Here is a 21,199-nt window from a genome sequence, read left to right on the forward strand (position 1 = left end):
TGATAAATACTAGCCAATCGGAACCGGTGTTGGCTTGGGCGTCGGTGTGGGCGTCGGGGTTGGCACCGGCGACGGAGTAGGTGTGGGTGTGGCCGGCTTGGGTGTTGGGGTCGGTGTGGGCACCGGCGTGGGCGTGGCTGGCTTGGGCGTGGGGGTCGGCGGTCCGGGCGTGGGTGTGGGCGTCGGCACCGGGGTCGGAGTCGGTGTGGGCGTCGGCACTGGGGTCGGCGTCGGCACCGGCGAGGGCGTCGGAGTCGGCGTGGGCGTGGGCGTGGGCACCGGGGTCGCGTTGTTGGGCTGCGGAACCAGGTTCGCATCGGTGGGGTAGGGGACGGTCACCGACGAGTACAGGGCGGAGTTTGCCATGTAGACCGTGCGGCCCGAGACCCGGTTGACCAGGTTGACCCCATCGGAGCTATCGTTGGTCTGCTCTCGGCCCGGATAGGCATAGTCGCCACAGACCACCTTGATGATCACGCTACGCTTGGAGCCGGTTGTACGGGTAAACGAGACCGCGTTCCATGCCGTGGAGACATTGCTGGTCAGCAGGCGCTGCTCGGTGCGGACGCCATTGACATAGCGCCAGAGCCACAGACATGTCCCGTAGCCGGAGTTCGAGGTCCCGTTGGGGTTGCCCCGAAAGACCAGGGTCGTATTGGTAATGCTCGTGACCGAGCGGTCCATGGGCTGGAGCGCACCGCTCAGCGAGACCGTCACCCCCGTGCCGCTCTGGACACTCGCGCTTCCTGATGCAGGGGCTAGGACATACATCGCCGTGTTGAGCTGGCTGGACCAGCCAGCCTCGCTGTTGGTGTTGTTGGAGATGTAGTTGCTCGCCGCGCCCATCGCGCTGTTCCAGGCTACCCCCGCTACCGCAACGGTATCGAGAGGTAAAACAACCCCATAGGACTCCTCAATCTCCAGGCTCAGGTACTGCTGGATGCGGCTTGCTTCACGAGATGCCGTCAGCCCCGAGCTGAGCTTTGAGACCGTGCGGCTGGAGTTGACAAAGAGCTGCATGGCGGCCATGAAGATCAGTGCCATAAGCGCCGAAGAAAAGCCCACCTCGGTTAAGGTGAAGCTTTTTCGGGCCTTCTTGAGAGAAAAGGGTTGACGTTTTTTCATTATTGCACGAGGGTTTTTGAGATAAGCGTACTGGCGGAGTAGTGGTGCATCTGGCTCACACCACCCCAGCCCCACCACTGCACCGTGACTGTCACACGGATTAGGTTGTAGGAGGTGGTACTTCCTGTGGTGACAACACTCGGGGTGAAGGGCTCGATAAAAATATAGCCACGCGGGCGGGTCGCGCTGGTCGTGTCTTGAGTCCCCGACGAGGTCATCCCCCCCGGGAAGTAGCGCCAGAGGTTGTCTGTCGTGGTGAACTCGACCGTGGTAGAGACATCCCCGTTGGCGTTATTAAGAGGCGCAGTGCCCGTCCCATCGATGATCATGAGCCCATTTTGGTTGAGCTGGCTCCCTTCGATGTTGGAGTAGCCCGCCTCTTGAAGCTGGGCGATCTTGTGCATCACCAGCATCTGGGCCTGGTTGAACTCGGAGGCGTAGCGCACCGAGCGCGCCATGATCGGCAAGGTCATCCCCGCCAAGACAATCATGGAGCTGAGGATCATCATGGCGAGCATCACCTCGAAAAAGGTAAAGCCGCGTGGGTGACGTCTTGTGTGATGGCTGCGTTGAGTTCGGATAGACATGATCGTATTGTTAATTTTGGGAGGGAAGAGGTATTTCGGTTAGGGCTATTTCACCTTGGCAAAATACCTGTTTTTGGTAAGATTACGGGCTGTTTTTATGTTCTTTGTCACTATCTGTTGATATTAGATACTATTTAATGAGGCTTTAATGGTAAGGCCTGAGGGCTCCAAAAACAAGATGTAGGTCCGGGGAGGTATCATAAAGACATGAGTGATATCCTTCCCGACACGAGCCAGGGCACCCCGGCCTACGTGTCCGACTACCTGAGCAAGCTGACTGCACTGCTGGCCGCGATCGACACGACCCAGGTTGCAGCGACTGTCGAGCTGCTCTTGGACTGCTGGCAGAACAACCGACGGCTGGTCTTCTGTGGCAATGGGGGCTCCGGCTCGACCAGCACACACATGGTCTGCGACTTTCAGAAAAATATCTGGCTCGACGGTGGCAAGCCCTTTGAGGTGGTCTCCCTGACCGACTCGCCTGCGCTCCTGCTGGCCTGGGGCAACGACACGGACTTCACCAATGTCTTTGCAGGGCAGGCACGGACCTGGCTGCGCAAAGACGATGTCCTGATCGCGATCTCGGGCTCGGGGAACTCGCAGAATGTCCTGGAGGCGGTGAAAGTGGCCAAAGAGGTGGGCGCGACTACCGTGGGGCTCTGTGGCTACGGCGGAGGGAAGCTGGCCGGGGTGAGCGATATCGCCCTCGTGGCGGACCTACGCAACATGCAGCTGGTCGAGGATGTGCACATGGTGCTCTGCCACGTGCTCTTCTCCGCCCTGCGCGACCGGATCAAGGGGCTACTCGCCGCGTGAGGCGCGCTGTCTTCCTGGACCGCGATGGGGTCCTCAATGTCTACCTCCCCGGCGACTACGCCAAGACTCCCGACGAGCTAACGCTGCTGCCGGGAGTCGGGGCGGCGGTGGCACGGCTCCAGGGTGCGGGCTTTCTGACGATCCTAATCTCCAATCAGCAGGGAGTCGCCAAGGGGCTGATGACCCAGAGCGATCTGGAGGCGGTCACGGCCAAGCTCCGCGCCGAGGTGCCGCTCGATGCGGTCTACTACTGCCCGCACCTCAAGGACGAGCACTGCGCCTGCCGCAAGCCCAAGCCGGGGATGCTCCTGCAAGCGGCGCAGGAGCACGGGATCGACCTCGCTCAGTCCGTCTTTATCGGCGACACCCCCACCGATGCCCAGGCCGCACAGGCCGCCGGTGTCCCCTTTATCCTCGTGCTGACCGGACAGACCAAGACCGCCGAGGGCTTTGTGATCGAGCCCGCCGCCACGGTCGCCAGCCTAGACGCCGCGGTGGACTGGGTGCTCGGCTAGCGTCCCCCCGATCAGAACGGGGGGGCTAGAGAGCCTGCGGCTGGGAAGGCCTTCGGCCATAAAATTTTTGCATGGTTTTATCAGATTTTGGGGTGCTGAGCCGTTATAGGGACGTGGAATCTACTCGTCGAAATCATACGGAAATTGCCCTGCACATTGTCTGGACAACTTGGAAACGAATGCCTCTGCTGGCAGATGAGTCTTTGGAGCGCTGTGTCTGGCGAACGGTTCAAGCTGAAGCGGAGAAGTGCAAGTGTACGGTTCTCGCCATTGGAGGAATGCCGGATCATGTCCACCTTGTCCTGATTCAGCCTCCGACCATTACTCTGGCAAAACTACTCAACCAGGTCAAAGGTGTCTCTTCCTCGGTGGCACGCGAACATTTGGGGAGTGAGCAGTTCTTCCGTTGGGCCAATGGCTATGCCGCATTCTCTCTGAGCCGCCCGCACTGTAAAGAGGTGGTCGCCTATGTGCTTCGCCAAAAAGAACACCATGCAGATCAGAACCTCTGGCAAGACTGGGAGTGGACCCCACCCATGTACACCCCAAATACCCCCTCCCCCATGGCCGATTCTATGGCCGAAGGCCTTCCCAGCGGAGCCTGCGACGCTCGTTGACGCCCCGCTCTAACCGGGGCGATACCTCCAACCGGCGGGACAAGCAGGTACAATAGCCCATGTCTGCGCCGATTCGTTTCTGGGGAAGGGTGGTCTCGCTACGCCCACGGCTGGTCTTGACCAAGTTCGAGGGAAGTACCGAGGCGAGCTGTCCGGGGTACATCCTAACCCTGGAAGGGACCCTGACCGAGGGAAGCGCACCGCCGGTAGGGAGCACGTTTACCGTGGCGATTGGCCCGGCGACCATGCAGAACCGCGAGCTCGCGCTTGGGGACCTGCTCCGCGGCGATGCCCACCCGGTCCCCGATGGCCTCCCCGATGTCCCCGCGCAGCTGTATAAAGTGGGGGTTCTGCGGCTGATCGCCCGCACGGAGACCGAGATTCCGCTCGATCCCCCGCGCACCGACTCCCCCCTGAGCCCCGATGACGTCGAGAGAGCCCCCCGGCGGGCGCTGGCGATCAAGTGCTTGCTCTCGGAGAGAGGCGGCTGCCGCGACTGCTCCCATGCCGTCTTAGCGTGTGTCGTGCGCCTCACCGACCCGCGCAACTACCGAACCGGGCGCTGGAGCCAGGTGCCTGCCTGCCTTGGCCCCGAGAGCTGCCCGCACTTTATTCCGCGCGAGGATTAGGGTACAATGGAGCCACGATGACAGGCAGTGCCGTTTATAACCTCACTTTTACCCGCGAGATGATGGAGACTCCGATCCTCGGAACTATCGCGCGGCGTTTTCGTATCTCCCTTACCATCCGCCGGGCGATGCTCTCCGAAGAGGGGGGCGCCGCGGAGGTGGCTTTCTCCGGCCCATCGGAAGAGATCGAGCGGGCAATCGCGGACCTTCAGACCTTTGGAGTCACCACCCAGGGCCCGCTCGAGACCCTGGTCGGAGCTAGCACCGGAGCCATCCAGAACCCGGGGCGTGGTACCTAGCCCCCCAAGAGCACAAGGAGAAGCCGGGGCTCTCCCCGGCTTTCCTTATTTTTACTGATTTTTCTTGAGTGTGGAACGCTCAGGTAAATTCTGATGTATAAAGAACTGAAGCTATGACTAGATTTACCGAAGAGGCCCTGCGGGCATTTCTTGATAACCAGGGAGGCATCTCTCGGTTCTGGCAGCCCGCCGCCGATGTTCACGAAACCGACGGCGAGCTCGTTATTAAGCTTGAGCTTGCCGGAGCGACCATCGAGACCCTCTCGGTGACCCTCTCCGGTGACGGGCGGCACCTGACGGTCTCAGGGGCACGCGGGGAGAGCCCGGCGGAGCGCCGGCTGGTCTGCCACCAGCTGGAGATCTACTTCGGGCCCTTCGAGAGAACCTTTGAGATCCCCGATGATTTTCGTGTGGAGCGAGAGGGGATCACGGCGACGCTGAAAAATGGCTTCTTGACCATTCGCTTGCCCGAGCGAGCACGTGTCCCCACACGGAGCATTCCGATCTCGCAAGAGTAAGCTGAGTTGGTGAGAGTAGAGGGAGTAAAGACAAAATGGACGAGAACACAGAAGAGATGAACGATGGGCTGGAGAATGTCTTTGATCAGCTCAATACCGAGACCCAGGGGACACCGACGATCCCTGAGGTGCTCAACCTCCTGCCCCTGCGCGATGCCGTGATCTTCCCGGTCCTGGTCGCGCCGATCGTGGTGGGACGAGAGCCCTACATGCGCCTGATCTCGGACTCGGTGCGCGATGGGAGCCGCCTGATTGGGATTGTCACCCAGCGCGACCCCGGCACCGAGCGCCCGACGCCTGCCGATGTCTACCCGACCGGTGTCGTGGTGACCATCCGCATGATGAACCGGGGACGAGACACCACCCAGCTCCTAGTTCAGGGCATCCAGCGCTTCCATATCCAGGAGATCCTCCAGGAAGAGCCCTACCTGCGCGCCCGGATCAAGGTCTGTGACGAGCCCGCTGAGCTGACCGACGAGGAGAACCTGGAGGTCGAGGCACTGCGGCGCGAGCTCGCAGGGACCTTTACGCGGATTGTCGAGCTCAGCAACGACATGCCCGACCACTTCAAGGAGATCGAGCAGGTCACCCCGGTTGGCACCATGACCGACATGATCGCCGCACACGCCCACCTCAACACGGCGGAGAAGGCCCAGATCCTAGAGACCCTGCCCCTGGTCGAGCGGATGCGGGCCCTGCACGCCATGCTCCTGCGGGAGGCGCAGATCATGGAGCTGGGAGCGAGCATCCACAACCAAGCCGCTGGGGAGATGAGCAAGGCCCAGCGCGAGTACTACCTGCGCGAGCAGCTCAAGGTGATCCACAAGGAGCTCGGGGAGGGCGATGAGCGTGGCCGGGATGTCGAGGAGCTCCGTGAGCGCCTCGATGCCGCACAGCTTCCCGCCGAGGCCCGCAAGGAGGCCGACCGTGAGCTGGAGCGCATGAGCCGCATGGCCTTTGGTGCCCCGGAGTACACGGTCGCCCGGACCTATCTGGACCTGATGGCGAGCCTACCCTGGGCAAAGTCCACCGACGACAACCTCGATATTCCTCACGTGAAGGAGGTCCTCGACGACGACCACTACGGTCTTGAGAAGATCAAGGATCGCCTGCTGGAGTTTCTGGCGGTGCGCAAGATCAAGCAGGAGCGCGGCGAGCCTGTGCGCCAGCCGATCCTTTGCTTTGTCGGGCCTCCTGGGGTGGGAAAGACGAGCCTGGGACGCAGTATCGCCCGCGCCATGGGACGAGAGTTCTACCGGCTCTCTCTGGGCGGGGTGCGCGACGAGGCGGAGATCCGGGGCCACCGGCGCACCTATATCGGGGCGATGGCGGGGCAGATTGTCACGGGGCTCAAGCGCGCCGGGACCAACAACCCGGTCTTCCTGCTCGATGAGATCGACAAGCTCGCCCACGACCACCGCGGCGACCCGAGCTCGGCGCTTCTGGAGGCACTCGACCCCGAGCAGAACACGACTTTTCGGGACAACTACCTGGACACGCCGTTTGATCTCTCCAACGTCCTCTTTATCACCACAGCCAATGGGCTGGACACGATCCAGGGGCCGCTCCGCGACCGCATGGAGATTATCGAGCTGACGGGCTACACGGAGCAGGAGAAAGTCGCGATCGCGCGCCAGCACCTGGTTCCCAAGCAGCTACGGGAGCACGGGCTGACCACGGATCAGGTGACGGTCACCGACGAGGCGCTCTATGCGCTGGTTCAGGGCCACACCCGGGAGGCCGGTGTCCGAAGCCTGGAGCGCCAGGTGGCAGCGGTCTGCCGCAAGGTAACCCGCAGCTTCGCCGAGGGGCGCACCGAGCCCTTGACAGTCACCCGCGCCACGGTTGAGGAGTATCTGGGGGCTCCGCGCTTTGAGTTTGAGGAGCTGGACGACCGCACGAGCATTCCGGGGGTCGCGACCGGCCTGGTCTGGACTCCCGTGGGCGGCGATGTGATCTTTATCGAGGCCCAGAAGATGGAGGGCTCCAAGACCCTTCAGCTCACCGGCCAGCTGGGCGATGTGATGCAGGAGTCTGCCAAGGCGGCCCTGAGCTACATCCGCGCCAATGCCACCGAGCTGGGGCTGCCGGCCAACTTCTGGAACGAGACCGAGCTTCATATCCATGTCCCTGCAGGGGCCACACCGAAAGATGGGCCATCGGCGGGGGTGACCATGACCACGGTCATGACCAGCCTGCTCACCGGGCGGCGTGTCAAGCCACGGCTCGCCATGACCGGGGAAGTAACGCTCACCGGGCGTGTCTTGCCGGTGGGCGGGATCAAGGAGAAGGTTCTGGCGGCCAAGCGCTCGGGGGTCACCACCGTGATCCTGCCCGCGCGCAACCGTAAGGACCTGGAGGAGGATATCCCCGCCGAGCTACGGCAGGGCATGACCTTCCACTTCGCCGAGAGTGTCCGCGATGTCTTGGAGCTGGCCCTTGAGCCCACGAACAAGGCACGGCGGATTCGGGTGAAGGCAAGCCCGGAGAAGCCCGCGGCCAAGCCCGTGCCCGTACCGACCGCGCCGCTCCCCGAGCCGCTCCAGCAACCCAGCGTCCCCCCCGCTCGCGCCTAGCCGCCTCCGTTCCCTTAGGGGGCTTGCTTGATATTCCTGAGACGCTCCGGCCAGACAAAGGTCGGGGCGTCTTTTGGGTTGTAGCCTTCCATGTGCCCGGTGAGCCTTGTCGCGGGCTTGGTGTACTTGAGCACCGTGTCCCCAAAGACCTCACGGCAGAGCGCCGCAAGCCCTGGGTCGTACTCGATCAGCTCCGCGCGGGTATTGACATGGTTGTGGTCGTGGTCGTTCTCCCGGTTGTTGTCGAACCAGGACTGCACGCCCTCCGCAAAGTACTCATGGTGGTTGGTGGAGGCGTACTTGCCCTTCCAGAGCCCCGCCTTCATGGCGCTCTCGTAGCAGGCCTTCACACGGGAGTCGAAGGTCTTGTCCACGCGCACCATGCCCCGCAGGTGGATATTGTGGGCGAACTCATGGATCAGGATATTCTCTGCGGCGTAGGGGTCGCCCGGATAGCCCAAGAGATTCTCCTCTGCACAGGAGCAGAGCGGGTCGGTCTCGCTCCCACCGAGCCCGCGCGCACGCCGGTCCCAGAAATCTTTTGGCATGAGCCAAGCAAAGTCGGGCTGGTCTGTGGTGAACTCATTGTAGGCAAGGATGCACATTCGTGAGCCGCTGGCGATCATGGCATCACGGACATCGGGGCGCTTGGCGAGCAAGAGATTGACGAGGTAGGCCGCCTCCTTGAGCGCGTAGTCATTGACTTTCTCCGATGCCACAATCGGGTAGCCATTGGCACTGATGTATTTTTTGTAGAACGCCGGTGCCTTGAGCGCTGCGGGTGGCGCGGTAATCGCACTAATCGCTGGGGGAGCTTTTTGGAGCCGAGCCGCAAGGCGCTTGAGGTACTCGTCGGCCTTGGGGTTTGCGAGGGTCTTCTCGATCCATGCCGGGGAGATCGCCTCCAAGGCACTCTGGTGGGTGAGTGTATTGGCGATTAGCTGGGCCGCGTACTCGTTGTTGGTCTTCTCCAGCTCGCTTGCCAGTGCAGCTACCCCACGCTCGCGCTGTCCCAAGACAACCAGGGCGTGTGCCGCCGTGATACGGTTGGTCACGGAGCTATCGGTGAGAAGCGGCTCCAGGCTCGCCTTGGCGGGCAGTGCGGCCTTCCCGAGGACCACGCAGCCGAGCGCCCCCCAGTAGCGCACGAGCGCATCTGGCGAGGCGAGTGCTTTTTGTAGCGTGGGAAGGTTCTTCACGTTGCGCTCGGTCGCTAGAAACGCGGTGTCCAGCACTTTGGTTCGGTTCAGAGGGTAGTCGGCGATGGCTTTCTGGGGAGCGAGCTCCGCAAACATCGGCTCAGGGATAATTCCCGTATCGCGGGTATCGAGCATGGTCTGCTTGAGCCGTCCCCGGAGCACCGCTAGGCGCGCTGCTTGACTGGGCGCCCCCGCGAGGTTTTTGAGCTCCCAGGGATCGGTCTGGAGATCGAAGAGCTCCTCCGTGGCCTGCGGCCCCTCCCAGAGCGCCTTGTGGTAGCCCGTGAGTGTCCCCGCTTGCCAGGCCTTCTGCCACGCGGCCCAGCCGGGCATGGTTAGCTGGTAGTAGCTGTATGGGGCGGCGGCCAGGTGCGGCAGGAAGCGCCGGATGTACTTGTAGCGGCCATCGGTGATCCCGCGGCGCATCCCGTAGAGCTCATCAAACCGGTCGGCATAGAGAAAGACATGAGCATCAGGCTGAACAGCGACCCGTTTGCTTCCCAAGAACGCCCTTCCTTGCATCTGTGCGGGCTTGGGCTGGCCCAGGAGCGAGAGCAAGGTGGGGGCAAAGTCCACAAAGGCGACCGGCTCGTGCACCCGCTGGCCAGGCATAAACGGGGAGAGTGACCGCCATTTTTTCGGCACACGCACCATCAAGGGAATCCGGACACCGGTCTGCTCTAAGTAGCGCTTACCGCGTGGAGTCGGGCCGCCGTGGTCGGCGTAGTAGAAGACAATGGTGTTCTCGGCCTGCCCACTGCGCTCCAGCTCATCGAGCTTCTCTCCCACTTGCTTGTCCATTGCGCTGATCGTGTCGTGGTAGATCGCCCAGTCCGAGCGCATCTCCGGCAGGTCCGGGACATAGGGCGGCAGGAAGAGAGTCTTGGGATCGAGGCGCGGTATCTGTGGGATCAGGCCCTTGTCCCGGTTGCTCTGGACTTTTTCGGGAAAGAGATTGCTCTCGTGGCTGATCTCGATATTGAAGACCGCGAAAAACGGCTTGCCGCTAGGGCGGTTTTTATAGTGCGCTCTATTCGACGATACATCCCAGAGTGCGGTGTCGTTCCCCTTGATGTTGTAGTCGGTCTTGGCGTTGTTGGTACAGTAGTAGCCTTGCTCGCGCAGGTAGGAGACATAGGGCTTGTAGGCCGCTGGGATGACATGTCGGCTGCGCATGTGCTGGGTGCCCATGGTGGGGGAGTAGGCCCCCATGAGCAGGGTTGCCCGCGCCACCGCACAGACCGGGGCGTTGGAGTAGGCGCTCTCAAAGACAGCGCTCTCCTTCGCCAGCGCGTCGAGCCGTGGCGTCTTTGCCTCTTTGTTGCCGTAGCACCCGAGCCACTGCGCGGAGTTGTCCTCGCTGACAATCCATAAAATATTGGGCCGCTCGGGCTGCTGCGCCTGTGCGTGCGCAACACTGCTGAGGCTTGCCAAGGCAGCGAAAACATAACCGAGTACGCGCATGGTGGATGTGGTGCAAGCCCGGATGGAAATCATCCGGCTATGGGGCGCGTTCGCGCCGCCTCCTCGTTCCTCGTCGGTAAAATTTTGAGCGAAGCGAACGGCCGAAGGCCCCATAGCCCCACGTTCACCGTGCGGGAAATCGTAATGTGTTTTCATTTGGCAGGAGCCTCCGTAATGGGCCACTCGGGCAGGTCGGTGCGCTCGGTGCGGAAGAGGTCTTTGGCACGCTGCACGAGCGCAGGGTTACTCTGGGCGAGGTTGCGGGTCTCACCGGGATCGCTTGCGAGGTCGTAGAGCTCGACTGGGGCATCGAGGCGCTTGGTGCGAAGCGCCTTCCAGCGCGCGTCCATGACCACCGCCTGCGAGAAGCCACCCTCGTGAAACTCCCAGTAGAGTGTCTTGTGCGCCCGCTGCCCTGGCTTGCCCAGCAAGGTCGGCAAGAAGCTAATCCCATCGGTCTTGGGGGGCAGGGGGGCTTCTATGAGCGTGGTCAGGGTGGGGAAGAGATCGGCGAAGGAGCTGACATGGCTGCTCTGCGTTCCCGGAGCGACCTTGCCCGGCCAGCGCGCGATGGTCGGGACCCGAATGCCACCGTCGTAGAGGTCGCGCTTGAGGCCACGGAACGGGCCACTGGCCGCAAAGAGCGCGGGGTTGTTGGCGCCCTCACGGTGGTGGCCGTTGTCGCTGGTAAAGAGCACGAGCGTGTTGTTGTCTATCTTGAGCCGCTTGAGCAGAGCAAAGAGCCGCCCCATGTCGGCATCGAGCCGAGCAACTGTCGCAGCGTGCGCTTTATCGGGGGCGGGCCAGGGCTTGTCGGCGAAGGTACCCAGCTCGGGAACCTCTTGGCCGTTGCCCGTGCCACGGGTCGCCTCGTTGTTGGCGTGGGGCGTGATGAGCGACCAGTAGAGAAAGAACGGCTGCTTGTGGTGCGCCTCTACCCACTTGAGGGCTTCGTCGGCCAGGAGATCGGGGGCGAAGTCGCACTTTTCGCCCGCCCAGCCCGCGCCGGTCTTCCACTGCGCCTCGGGGCAGGCGGGGTGCTTCACATTGCGCAGCGCGACCCGCTTCTCCCCACGTAGCAGAAAGGGCGGGTAGGGGTTGTGGGCGTGGGTCTGATTGAGGTAGCCGAAGAAGTGGTCGAAGCCCTTGTTGGTTGGGATACCCTCTTCGCCCTCGTTGGCGAGGCCCCACTTGCCGACCAGCGCCGTGGCATAGCCTGCGGATTTTAGCGCCTCTGCCACCGTCAGATCGCTTTTTCGGAGCAGCTGCGCCGCTGGGTTGGTCGGCCCAGCGTTGCCCCGAACCCGCGTGTGGCCGGTGTGGAGCCCCGTCATCAGGACCGAGCGCGACGGCGCACAGACCGGCGCTCCGGCGTAGAAGTGGGTCAGCTTCATCCCCTCCGCCGCCATCGTATCGAGATGCGGTGTCGGGATGAGCTTCTGGCCAAAGCAGCCTAGCTCGCCGTAGCCTAGGTCGTCGGCGAGGACAACGATAATATTGGGTTTCATGGTTTTGGAAAAAGAGTATAGCACTCCGCTTGGAGGAGCGGCCCCTCGACAATTGTCTGAAAGTCGCTGCGCTGGGCTACTTCCTGGGCGGGGATGTAGATCTGGGCGTAGTGCCTTGCCGCATCCGCAATAGTCGCGCCAAAGACAACTCGGTCCAGCTCCGCCCAGAGAAGGCTCCCCATGCACATCGGGCAGGGCTCACAGGTCGAGTAGAGCGTAAAGCCCGCGAGGGAAGGGCTCTGCCGCTGCTGACAGGCGAGCCGCACGGCGAGCAGCTCCGCATGAGCGGTGGGATCGTTGTTCTCGGCGACCTGGTTGACCACCTGAAGCAGAACCGTGCCCGTCGCCGAGTCAACGATCCGCGCCCCAAAGGGCGTTTCGTAGGGCTTTGTGAAGGCGATCAGCTCCAGGAGGTGCTCGGCATCCGTTTGCATTTTAGGTGGCGCTCTCCCGCTCAATCACGACCGATGTAATCGTCCCCGTGAACACATCGCTCTGTTTGTAGGCAACGACTTTCCCCCCGGTATCGCTTCCCACATCCAGGCCATCGGTGGGGAGTGTCGCCAGCGGCCCGTTTCCCACCGCCTCCCCGATACGCGTGCCATCCAGGCTCAGCTGGAGCGCACCGTTTTTCGTCACCTCCACCCGCGCTGTATGGGCTCCCATCACGGTCTCTGGTGTCGCCACGCGGGTTACCCCAGCCTTGGTGCGAAAGGCAAAGACCAGCTTGCCGTCCTCCAGGAAGAGGGAGTAGCCCAGCGCCGAGCCTCCTTGTGCGACAATCACCCCGTCGCGTGCCGTCTTGGTGTCGAAGCTCGCGGTGATGGTGAAGGCTCGGTTGGCGATTGCGGGTGCCTCGGCCCGGTCGAGATGCTCGCCTGCCTTGAGCGTGAAGCGTGTCTTGGTTGAGGTTTTCTCCGCCGCGCCTTTCTTGCCGCGCCAGCCACCCAGCGGGAGGACATTGGCACGCGCGGCCCAGGCATCCCACTTTGCCGCCAGGGCCGTGACTCGCCCCGTCTCGCGGGAGGCGAGGTTTGTCCGTTCGCTGCGGTCCCTCTCGATATCGTAGAGCTCCCAGGGCTGGTTTTCTTTTGCGACTGCCTTCCAGCGCCCCTCACGGATGGCGCGGTTGCCCTCGTGCTCCCAGAAAAGAGGCTGTGTCCGAGCGAGCGGCTTGCCCAAGAACGCGGGGCGCAGGCTGACCCCCTCCATGGGCTTGACCTTACCCGTGGGGTAGCGAGCGCCACTGACATCGACCACGGTGGCCATGATGTCGATCAGGTGCCCCGGCTGCGACTCCCACGCTCCGTTGCGGCGACGCGGAATCCCGGTGGGCCAGTGGGCGATCAGGGGGGTCGAGATGCCTCCCTCATGGGTGTAGTGCTTGTACTCGCGAAACGGCGTGTTCTGGAGCCAGGCCCACGACTGTCCACAGTACCAGTCCGATGTCGGGGCACTCGGGTCGCCCTGTGTCCTTCCGTTTGGCCCGGACTCTGCATTGCCTCCGTTGTCGCTCATAAACAAGATCAGCGTGTTGTCCAGCTCGCCCCGCTCTTTGAGGGCGGCCACGAGTGTCCCTACTGCTTTATCCATGTGCCAGACACACGCCGCGTAGGTCGCCATAAGGTGGTCGAAGCGGTCTTTCTCCGTCTCGCTCAGGCTCTCCCAGGCCGCAACCGTCTCGGGGCGGGGCGCGAGTGTCCAGTCAGGCTCCGCCAGCCCGAGCTGTTTTTGTCTTGCAAGGCGGTCCTCGCGCAGCCTGTCCCAGCCCGCTCGGTACTTGCCGCGGAATCGTGCGATATCCTCCGCGGGGGCTTGGAGCGGAAAGTGCGGCGCGTTGTGGGCGAGATAGAGAAAAAACGGCTTCTTGGCGGCGCGTGCCTCGTCGATAAACGTAATCCCGTACTCGGTCCAAAGATCGGTCGAGTACCAGCTCTTGGGGAGCGGCGGGTTGGGCTGGCCATTGAGAAAGAGCTTCGCCTTCTCATCACCCGGCTGGTAGAAACCCCCTGCGGCGGCACTCAGCGAGCGCTCAAAGCCGCGCTTCCAGGGCACCACCCCCAGGTTCTGCCCGACATGCCACTTGCCACACATAATCGTGAAGTAGCCCGCTGGTCCTAGCACCTCTGCCAGGGTCGCGCACTGGTCATTGAGGTGCCCGGAGTAGCCTGGAAGCCCCTTGTCCTCCACCATGTGCCCGACGCCCGCTTGGTGGGCATAGAGCCCCGTGAGCAGTGTTGCCCGCGTCGGGCAGCAGCGTGCGGTGTTATAGAACTGTCGAAAACGCACTCCATCTCTGGCCAGCGCATCTAGGTTGGGGGTTGGAATCTCCGAGCCGTAGCAGCCAATATCGGCAAAGCCCATGTCGTCCACAAGAATCACGATGATATTTGGCTTGTTTTGTTGCCAGGACGGAGAACGCCCTAGAGCCCCACGTTTATCGTGCGGGAGGATGGTTTCATTTTTCATTTTTCAAAATTCCAGCGTTGGGATTTTCCTTGGGTTGGTTTGACCTCAATCCAATCCACGGTGAGCGGGGCTTTTTGTGCGGGGAGATATAGCCGTAGGATGCCCAAGGTGCCTTCGGCGGGCAGCGTGATAGTGAGCTCCTGCCACTCTCCCGTTGCCTGAAGCGTAAAGCCGACCGACTTTGCCTTGTCGGTGGCTTGCGGTGTCGGGAGCCACTCGACCTTGCCCGGGCCTCCGCCTGAACTCTTTACACGCAGAGAGACCGTCGTCGGGCCGCCGATTTTTCCTGCGGCGAACCCCAGAAACGGCGTGGGGCCAGCCCCTGTGACGGTAAGCGCGCCGTCTGTGACGACTGCCTCACAGCCACGTGCTTTCCAGCCTCCTAGGGGATCAACTGCAGGTGGGGCGGCGGCTTCGGGCTTTGCCTTTGTGTTGTAGGTGGGATTGGGGAGGGGCACGACTGCCTTGGTATCTTTGAGAAATCCCTCGATCAACGTATCCAGCTGCTTGACCCGCTCCGGTTGGCTGGCCGCGAGGTTATTGGTCTCGCTCAGATCGTCCTTGAGGTTGTAGAGCTGGTAGGCATGTGCGCCGTTTTCTCCTTGGTGGAAGAGCCGGATTAATTTCCAGTCGCCGGAGTGCACGGTGACGGCGGGCGGGAGCGTGTCGGGGACGTTGGGGCTGTGGGGAAAGAACGTGAAGATGGGCTTGGGCGCGAGCGCTTTTCCATTCAGAGCGCGGGCGATACTGCGCCCATCGAAGACTGGACTTGCTTCGGGCTTGAGCTTGAGTAGCTCCAGAAGTGTTGGGTAGAAGTCCGTGCTCTGGATAATGGCCTCGTCGTTGCGTGCTCCTGGTTTGGTGACTCCGGGCCAGCTCACGACACATGGGACACGAATCCCTCCCTCATAGACCGTCGCCTTTCCGCCTCGGAGCGGGGCATTGCTGGTGGGCGTGGTGCCGTCGACCGTGTTGTACATATTGCCGCCGTTGTCCGCGAGAAAGACAATCGCCGTCTTGTCTGCGATCCCCAGGCGATCCAGTGCGTCTAGGAGCTTGCCGATGCTGTCGTCCATGGACTCCACCATCGCGGCGTAGGTGGGGCTGCGCTGCGGGCTTTTCGGGTCTACCACCCCTTTGTACTTCTCGATCAGCGACTTCTTGGCATCGAATGGGGCGTGCACCGAGAACTGCCAGTAGTTGAGAAAGAACGGCTTGTCTTTGTGCTGCGTCATCCAGGCCACGGCCTCGTCGCCCATCCGATCCTCGATATGCTCGTTTGGTGTACGGGGCGAGAACTTGGGGAATTTCCACGGCGCGACAAAGCTTCCTGCGGGACCTGGGCCGGAGGTGTGCGGCAGATCCACCTCAAAGCCCTGCTGAAGCGGCGAGTACGGCTCCGCGCCTAGGTGCCACTTACCAAAGTGCGCTGTCGCGTACCCGGCAGACTTCAGCGTCTCTGCCAGCGTGACGTAGCTTGTATTCAGCCGCGTCGCACTCTCGCACTGCAAGGCCTTTGACGTCGCCGGAGCGCTTTTCTGCACCGATGCGGCCAGCTTTACCTCGGGCAGGTGACTGTTGGGGGCCGTAATCCCAATTCGGGCCGGGCTCTGTCCCGTCAGAATGCTCGCCCGCGTCGGGGAGCACAGCGGGCTCGCCGAGTACGCGCGTGAGAACACCATCCCGCGCTTGGCGAGGCGCAGTAAGTTCGGGGTCTTGTAGAGCTTTGTCTTGCCGTACAGCTCCGTATCTGCCCACCCCAGATCATCGGAGAGAATGAAGACGATATTGGGGCGATCCATTCCTAGGGTAGGAGGAACCATGGGGGGCATATCTAGTTTACTTTCTTGATTAGCACAACCCCATTGGAGTCACTGCCTTCGTCGCCGTAGATATGGGCGCGGAGGGTGTACGAGGCGCTGGGGTCGAAGCCTTCGAGCTTGAGGGTGTAGACATTGTCCTTGGTCGCGCCGCCCGTGAAGCCATGGTGTCGGTCGGTGGCGAGGGCGAGTGTCTCGGTGTTGCGAAAGACCTCCACTTTGTCGATATCCAGTCGCTCCCGGCCGCTGGTGTAGACAAATGTAATCTGGTAAGTCCCATTGCCGGAGATCAGCTTGGAGACGTCAAAGTCCACAGGGATCGCCTTGCGGTCGCCAACCTTGCCGGACTTCCACTCCCCGAGCTTGGTGCCGTATTGCTTGAATGGATTCGTCGGTGTTAGCGTCTCGAAGATCAGGCTGGTGCGCTTGCCGTCGGGTGCGAGCGTGATGGCCTTGAGGTCCTCGAAGCGCGCGACCGTGACCGTGCCCTTGAGCTCCGGGGAGCTGGCTGTGGGATCGGTGCCGTCGGTGGTGTAGCGCACCGTGCCGCCCTCGATCGGGCAGGTTGCGGTGACGGTGTCGCCGCTGTGCGTGAGCTCGGGCAGGGGCAGGCGGAAGTTCCAGCCGGAGTCGGTGTAGCGGACATACTGGCGCTTCATGCGCTCGGTGAAGTCCGGGAAGCGGCGCTGGGCCTGCGGGGTCCAAGCCACCTCGGCGAGGGCGGCGGCGCGGGGGAGGAGGTAGTAGTCGCAGTAGGCAGCGGGGCTGGGCTTCTTGATCTCGGGCTTGTGGAGGAACATGTCGGTCCAGAGGCAGCCCTGCACGCCAAGGATGTTCTTCTGCTGCGCCGCGTCCAGATTGGTGGGCATGGGGTCCCAGTCGTAGGCATTTTGCAGCGTGACGGGGTTGCTCCAGCCCGCGCCGGGGAGCTCCCCGCGGAGCTTGCTCTGCTGCATGTCGAAGTAGCAGCGCGTGGTCAGCGCCACCACGACCGGGTTGCCGCCCCGCGCCGCATCGCCCGCCGCCTTGGCATCGTTCCAGGCCATGATCCCCGCGGTCGTGCTGACCCCACAGCGCAGGATCTCGTTCCAGCCCAGAATGCGCTTGCCTTTCTTGGCGAGCATCCCCTCGACCTCGCGGGTCATCCAGCCCTGGAGCGCTTTCTCATCGGCGAGCCCGAGCTCGGCTTTCTTTTTCTGGCAGTCCGGGCAGGCCCTCCACTTGCTGTACTGCGCCTCATCGCCGCCGATATGGATATACTGCGACGGAAAAAGCGCGCAGAGCTCGTCGAAGACATCTTTGAGAAACGCCCAGGTAGTGGACTTCCCCGCGCAGTAGAGATCGTCGGAGATGAAGTGGACAGTGGGCATCGTGTGCTGCTTGCCGGTGCAGGCGAGCCACGGATAAGCACAGACCGCCGAGAGCGTGTGGGCGGGGAGCTCGATCTCGGGGACAATCGTGATATTGCGTGCCGTGGCGTAGGCGACCATCTCCTTGATATCGGCCTGGGTGTAGAAGCCGCCCTCGCGCGCCGCGCCCTCGCCGCGAAAGCCCCCGATCTGGGTGAGCTTGGGGTATTTTTTGATCTCCACCCGCCAGCCCGCATCGTCGATCAGGTGCAGGTGGAGAACATTGAGCTTGTGGGCAGCCATGATGTCTAAGAAGTGCAGGACATAGGCCTTGTCCATAAAGTAGCGCGAGACATCCAGCATCATCCCGCGCCAGGCAAAGGTCGGCTGGTCCTCGATCCTGACAGCGGGAAGCGTGAATTGCGGTGCTTTTCCCGTCGGCCAGAGCTGGCGAAAGGTCTGGAGGCCATTGACAATCCCGGCGTACTTGGGGGCGCTCAAGCCCACGCCCTTAGAGCTGACCTCGAGCTGGTAGCCCTCGCTGCCGAGGTTGGTGAGCGCTGGGTTCACCTTCAGCGAGATACTACCGCGCCCACCGACCTTGGTCTCACGCCCCGTGGTCGCCTTCAGCCAGCCGGAGAGGAGCTGCGCCGCCGGACGGCTCGCGACATCGGTGCCGATGGTCACCTTCTCATCCAGCACAAACGCGCCGCTCACTTGGGTGACCGAGACCGGCTTGGGGATCAGCGACAGTGCGGGGCGGAGGGGCTGCGTTGTCAGGGCTAGGGCGCTTGCTAGCAGGGTCGTTAAAAGCACGTTACTTTGCCTCACTCTTGGGGTTGGGGTTTTTGATAGGGAACTTGGCGTCCACGGATTTCTGCCAGGCGTGGAGCTTTGCCTGGAGCGCCTTCACGCGTCCCGGCTCCTGCGCCGCGAGGTTTTTCTGCTCACCAGGGTCCGATTTCAGGTTGTAGAGCTCGATACGCTCGATGACGAACCACTCGATCAGCTTCCAGTCACCGTCGCGGACGGCGGCGGCCATCCCACCGCCTTGGTTGCCGTAGTGCGGATAGTGCCAGAAAAGTGGGCGCGGTGCAAGGGGCTTGCCCTTGAGGGCCGGCACGAGGCTCGCCCCATCGAGTGCCTCTGGGCGCAGGCCGGCGGCCTCCAGAAAGGTTGGGAAGAAGTCGCAGGTGATCGTGAGGGAGTCGTTGGTGGTGCCTGGCTTGACGACACCCGGCCACTTCACGAGAAGCGGCTCACGGATACCGCCCTCGTAGAGCCAGCCCTTGCCCGCCCGGTACGGCGCGTTGCTGGTTGGGGAGCCCTCCGAGGTCGAGAGGCCGCCGTTGTCCGACGTAAAGAGGACGAGTGTGTTCTCAGGAAGTGTCGCAAAGAGCCGCCCGAGGTTGCGGTCCAGATCCTCCAGCATCGCGGCGTAGACCGCGTGTGTCTGTGTCCGGCGGTCTTTGCGTGGGGGCTCGTCGCGAAACTCTGCCGTGAGTGTGGCGGCCTTTGCCTCGTACTTTTTCACCAGCTCGGGCTTGCCGATCAGCGGCGTGTGGGGGTCGTAGGGGGTGAACCAGAGCAGAAACGGCTTGTCTTTGCTCTGCGCGACAAACTCAATGGCCGTATCGGTGAGGCGGTCCATCAGCCACTCGCCTGTCTTGAGCTCTAGGTTGTGGAGCTTGCTGGGCCCGACATGGGCATTGCCGCCTCGGTCATCGCCGCCCACACTGAAGTCGAAGCCATGGTTCTCCGGGAGCGTCTCTTTGCCGCCGAGGTGCCACTTGCCCACCAGGCCCGTCGCGTAGCCCGCGCTTTTGAGCTTTTTGGCAATCGTGATCTCGGAGAGGCTTAGCTTGTCTGCCGCGGGGGGACAGAGCAAGGGGAAGCCCGGCTTTGTCCCGCCGAGCTTGCCCACTTGCTCGTTGATGTAGTCGGTGACCCCGGTGCGCTGCGGCCACTTGCCCGTGAGCGCCGATGCCCGTGTGGGGGAGCAGACCGGGCACGCGGCGTAGGCATTGGTGAAGCGCATCCCTTCCCTTGCCAAGCGGTCCAAGTTCGGTGTCTCGTAGAACCTGCTGCCCTGGCACCCGAGGTCGAGCACGCCGAGGTCATCGGCGAGGATGAAGACAATATTAGGGCGTATCAATTCTGTCTCCTGAGCTGAAGCTGGAGAAGTTTTTCTTCGATGGCTTGCGACGTGGGGCTGATGGAGAGGCCACCGAGGTTGGTGCAGCGCAGCTCGCGGGGCATTTGGGCGGAGACACGCTTGGCGGTCTCGATCACTTCATCTAGCGGGATCAGCGGGTCGTAGCCGGCGAGGGCCATGTTGGCGCAGGAGAGAGCGTTGCTGGCGGCCATGACATTCTTACCCAGGCACGGTGCCTCGACCCGGTTGGCGATCGGGTCGCAGATCAGGCCGAGCATGTTCTGCAAGGCCATCGACGAAGCCGCGAGCGATTGCGTGAGCGTCCCCCCGCCAAGCTGGACAAGGGCGGCCGCCGCCATGCACGCCGCCGAGCCGCCCTCCGCCTGACAGCCCCCGACCTCTGCCGCAAAGCTCCAGCGGGTCGTGATAAACACCCCGATCAGGCCGCTGGCCAGAAACGCCTTCGCCATCTCCCTTTCATCAAGCCCCAGCTCCTCTGCCATCGCGATCACAGCACCGGGGAGCGCGGCGCAGGCACCAGCAGTGGGCGCGGCGACAATCACGCCCATGGAGCTCTTCACCTCCATCAGTGCCGTCACATAGAGCACGATCCGGTTGAGGGCGCCGCCGTTGAGGAGCTGCCCCGCCGCGAGCTTTGCGGCAAAGCCGGGGCTCTGTGCCCCCAGAATTCGGTCGTCGTAGTGCGTCCCGGCGAGTCCCTGCGCAATCGAGCGGCGCAGGATCTGGATGAGGTTGAGGGCTTTAGCAAGCACCTCGTCCTCGGTTAGCCCGCCACGCTGCATCTCGTACTGCGCCGCGAGCTTCCAGAGAGGCGTCTCCTCGGAGAACCTCTCCCCCCTGCCCCCCGGGTACCCTCTGGGTGCGGGCAGTCGTTCCTCCTTGGGGAAGGGGGAGTACGAGGGGCTTTGCTCCCCTTTCCCAGCGAGGGACGAGCGCCCGGGAGAGGGGCTGGGGGAGAGGTCACTCGGGGAGAGGTTACTCTCGATATAGCGCAGCATCCCAAGGGCGCTCTTGAAGGGGACGGTGGAGCTGGGGAGGGTGAGCACGGGGAGGACGGGATGCAGCGTGCGCCCCGCCACACACACTTCCTGATCGCCAAAGAGCGAGACCGGCTGGCCGTCGATCTGAATCACTTCGATCATCCCGCCGCCGGTGGAGATGGCGTGGAGCGTGTGTGTCTCCGTGGCATTGGAGAGGGTCAGGCGGTAGGTATTGGGGTGCGGGTCTCCGACATCGACCGTCTCAATGGAGAGTTCTATTCCGGCGTCGCGCAGTGCTATTGCAGAGTCTGGCAGGCGCTCATCGGCAGCGTCCCAGCCGAGCAGACCGCCAAAGAGCCCCATGTCCGAGCCCTGGCTGGCGTGCGTGGTCGGGAGCGAGCCGCTTCTATCGAACTCCACCAGCACTCTCTCGATCTTGCCGCCCATCAAGTCCCGCGCCAGCCGCCCGATCCGAAGCGCCGCCGCGCAGTGGGAGCTCGACGGCCCGCGCATCACGGGGCCTAAAACATCGTTGAAGATACTAACTAGCAT

General features: G+C 62.7%; 17 protein-coding genes. 7 read left to right on the forward strand and 10 right to left on the reverse strand.

The genetic code is table 11. The features are described from left to right. Positions 1 to 9: 9 nt before the first annotated feature. Both HNQ39_RS07565 and HNQ39_RS07570 read right to left on the reverse strand, forming a co-directional pair. Complete coding sequence (locus tag HNQ39_RS07565; protein ID WP_184193336.1) at positions 10 to 1,125, reverse strand: PulJ/GspJ family protein; 1,116 nt, start codon at positions 1,123 to 1,125, stop codon at positions 10 to 12. Further along, on the reverse strand, positions 1,125 to 1,712 hold the full coding sequence (locus HNQ39_RS07570) for a prepilin-type N-terminal cleavage/methylation domain-containing protein (RefSeq protein ID WP_184193337.1): 588 nt from the start codon (positions 1,710 to 1,712) through the stop codon (positions 1,125 to 1,127). Before HNQ39_RS07570 ends, HNQ39_RS07565 begins: the two co-directional genes overlap by 1 nt. Before the next feature lie 207 nt (positions 1,713 to 1,919). Between HNQ39_RS07570 and HNQ39_RS07575 the strand changes: the two genes are divergently transcribed. From HNQ39_RS07575 to lon, 7 genes are all read left to right on the forward strand, one after another. Next, the gene (locus HNQ39_RS07575) at positions 1,920 to 2,528 is read left to right on the forward strand and encodes a D-sedoheptulose-7-phosphate isomerase (protein WP_184193338.1); all 609 of its coding nucleotides are present in this window, start codon (positions 1,920 to 1,922) and stop codon (positions 2,526 to 2,528) included. After that, positions 2,525 to 3,043, forward strand: coding sequence for an HAD-IIIA family hydrolase (locus HNQ39_RS07580; protein WP_184193339.1), 519 nt, complete (start codon positions 2,525 to 2,527; stop codon positions 3,041 to 3,043). Before HNQ39_RS07575 ends, HNQ39_RS07580 begins: the two co-directional genes overlap by 4 nt. 71 nt (positions 3,044 to 3,114) lie before the next feature. Then, positions 3,115 to 3,660, forward strand: a complete 546-nt coding sequence (gene tnpA, locus HNQ39_RS07585) for an IS200/IS605 family transposase (protein ID WP_184193340.1) — start codon at positions 3,115 to 3,117, stop codon at positions 3,658 to 3,660. Between the two features lie 59 nt (positions 3,661 to 3,719). Then, positions 3,720 to 4,289: a hypothetical protein gene (locus HNQ39_RS07590; RefSeq protein WP_184193341.1), complete on the forward strand. Its 570-nt coding sequence runs from the start codon at positions 3,720 to 3,722 to the stop codon at positions 4,287 to 4,289. Positions 4,290 to 4,306: 17 nt separating this feature from the next. Next, positions 4,307 to 4,588, forward strand: coding sequence for an NIL domain-containing protein (locus tag HNQ39_RS07595; RefSeq protein ID WP_184193342.1), 282 nt, complete (start codon positions 4,307 to 4,309; stop codon positions 4,586 to 4,588). A gap of 113 nt (positions 4,589 to 4,701) precedes the next feature. Further along, positions 4,702 to 5,106 carry an Hsp20/alpha crystallin family protein gene (locus tag HNQ39_RS07600; RefSeq protein ID WP_184193343.1) on the forward strand — a complete coding sequence of 135 codons (405 nt, stop codon included), beginning with the start codon at positions 4,702 to 4,704 and terminating at the stop codon, positions 5,104 to 5,106. Positions 5,107 to 5,141: 35 nt separating this feature from the next. Next, on the forward strand, positions 5,142 to 7,682 hold the full coding sequence (gene lon / locus HNQ39_RS07605) for an endopeptidase La (protein WP_184193344.1): 2,541 nt from the start codon (positions 5,142 to 5,144) through the stop codon (positions 7,680 to 7,682). Between the two features lie 14 nt (positions 7,683 to 7,696). Here lon and HNQ39_RS07610 read toward each other — a convergent pair whose 3' ends face one another. The 8 genes from HNQ39_RS07610 to HNQ39_RS07645 all read right to left on the reverse strand — a co-directional run bounded on the left by HNQ39_RS07610 (position 7,697) and on the right by HNQ39_RS07645 (position 21,199). Continuing rightward, positions 7,697 to 10,345, reverse strand: a complete 2,649-nt coding sequence (locus HNQ39_RS07610; RefSeq protein WP_184193345.1) for a sulfatase-like hydrolase/transferase — start codon at positions 10,343 to 10,345, stop codon at positions 7,697 to 7,699. A 152-nt stretch (positions 10,346 to 10,497) separates the two neighbouring features. Continuing rightward, positions 10,498 to 11,853 carry an arylsulfatase gene (locus HNQ39_RS07615; protein ID WP_184193346.1) on the reverse strand — a complete coding sequence of 452 codons (1,356 nt, stop codon included), beginning with the start codon at positions 11,851 to 11,853 and terminating at the stop codon, positions 10,498 to 10,500. Next, positions 11,850 to 12,287 carry a nucleoside deaminase gene (locus tag HNQ39_RS07620; RefSeq protein WP_184193347.1) on the reverse strand — a complete coding sequence of 146 codons (438 nt, stop codon included), beginning with the start codon at positions 12,285 to 12,287 and terminating at the stop codon, positions 11,850 to 11,852. The genes HNQ39_RS07615 and HNQ39_RS07620 overlap by 4 nt, the downstream gene beginning before the upstream one ends. Position 12,288: 1 nt before the next feature. After that, on the reverse strand, positions 12,289 to 14,235 hold the full coding sequence (locus HNQ39_RS07625; RefSeq protein ID WP_221289876.1) for a sulfatase-like hydrolase/transferase: 1,947 nt from the start codon (positions 14,233 to 14,235) through the stop codon (positions 12,289 to 12,291). Positions 14,236 to 14,318: 83 nt separating this feature from the next. Further along, positions 14,319 to 16,145 carry a sulfatase-like hydrolase/transferase gene (locus HNQ39_RS07630; protein WP_221289878.1) on the reverse strand — a complete coding sequence of 609 codons (1,827 nt, stop codon included), beginning with the start codon at positions 16,143 to 16,145 and terminating at the stop codon, positions 14,319 to 14,321. Between the two features lie 11 nt (positions 16,146 to 16,156). Further along, positions 16,157 to 18,307: a family 20 glycosylhydrolase gene (locus HNQ39_RS07635; RefSeq protein WP_184193350.1), complete on the reverse strand. Its 2,151-nt coding sequence runs from the start codon at positions 18,305 to 18,307 to the stop codon at positions 16,157 to 16,159. Position 18,308: 1 nt separating this feature from the next. After that, entirely contained in the window at positions 18,309 to 19,646 is a 1,338-nt protein-coding gene (locus HNQ39_RS07640; protein WP_184193351.1) for a sulfatase, read from the reverse strand. Further along, positions 19,643 to 21,199, reverse strand: a complete 1,557-nt coding sequence (locus tag HNQ39_RS07645; RefSeq protein WP_221289880.1) for an L-serine ammonia-lyase, iron-sulfur-dependent, subunit alpha — start codon at positions 21,197 to 21,199, stop codon at positions 19,643 to 19,645. Before HNQ39_RS07645 ends, HNQ39_RS07640 begins: the two co-directional genes overlap by 4 nt.

The organism is Armatimonas rosea, assembly GCF_014202505.1.
GTDB classification, from domain to species: Bacteria; Armatimonadota; Armatimonadia; order Armatimonadales; family Armatimonadaceae; genus Armatimonas; species Armatimonas rosea.

Coding starts and splice junctions, on each gene's coding strand:
- lon (WP_184193344.1), top strand. CDS start 5,142: ATGGACGAGAACACAGAAGAGATGAACGATGGGCTGGAGAATGTCTTT.
- HNQ39_RS07595 (WP_184193342.1), top strand. CDS start 4,307: ATGACAGGCAGTGCCGTTTATAACCTCACTTTTACCCGCGAGATGATG.
- tnpA (WP_184193340.1), top strand. CDS start 3,115: ATGGTTTTATCAGATTTTGGGGTGCTGAGCCGTTATAGGGACGTGGAA.
- HNQ39_RS07600 (WP_184193343.1), top strand. CDS start 4,702: ATGACTAGATTTACCGAAGAGGCCCTGCGGGCATTTCTTGATAACCAG.
- HNQ39_RS07630 (WP_221289878.1), bottom strand. CDS start 16,145: ATGGTTCCTCCTACCCTAGGAATGGATCGCCCCAATATCGTCTTCATT.
- HNQ39_RS07565 (WP_184193336.1), bottom strand. CDS start 1,125: ATGAAAAAACGTCAACCCTTTTCTCTCAAGAAGGCCCGAAAAAGCTTC.
- HNQ39_RS07615 (WP_184193346.1), bottom strand. CDS start 11,853: ATGAAACCCAATATTATCGTTGTCCTCGCCGACGACCTAGGCTACGGC.
- HNQ39_RS07575 (WP_184193338.1), top strand. CDS start 1,920: ATGAGTGATATCCTTCCCGACACGAGCCAGGGCACCCCGGCCTACGTG.
- HNQ39_RS07570 (WP_184193337.1), bottom strand. CDS start 1,712: ATGTCTATCCGAACTCAACGCAGCCATCACACAAGACGTCACCCACGC.
- HNQ39_RS07590 (WP_184193341.1), top strand. CDS start 3,720: ATGTCTGCGCCGATTCGTTTCTGGGGAAGGGTGGTCTCGCTACGCCCA.
- HNQ39_RS07620 (WP_184193347.1), bottom strand. CDS start 12,287: ATGCAAACGGATGCCGAGCACCTCCTGGAGCTGATCGCCTTCACAAAG.
- HNQ39_RS07645 (WP_221289880.1), bottom strand. CDS start 21,199: ATGCTAGTTAGTATCTTCAACGATGTTTTAGGCCCCGTGATGCGCGGG.
- HNQ39_RS07610 (WP_184193345.1), bottom strand. CDS start 10,345: ATGCGCGTACTCGGTTATGTTTTCGCTGCCTTGGCAAGCCTCAGCAGT.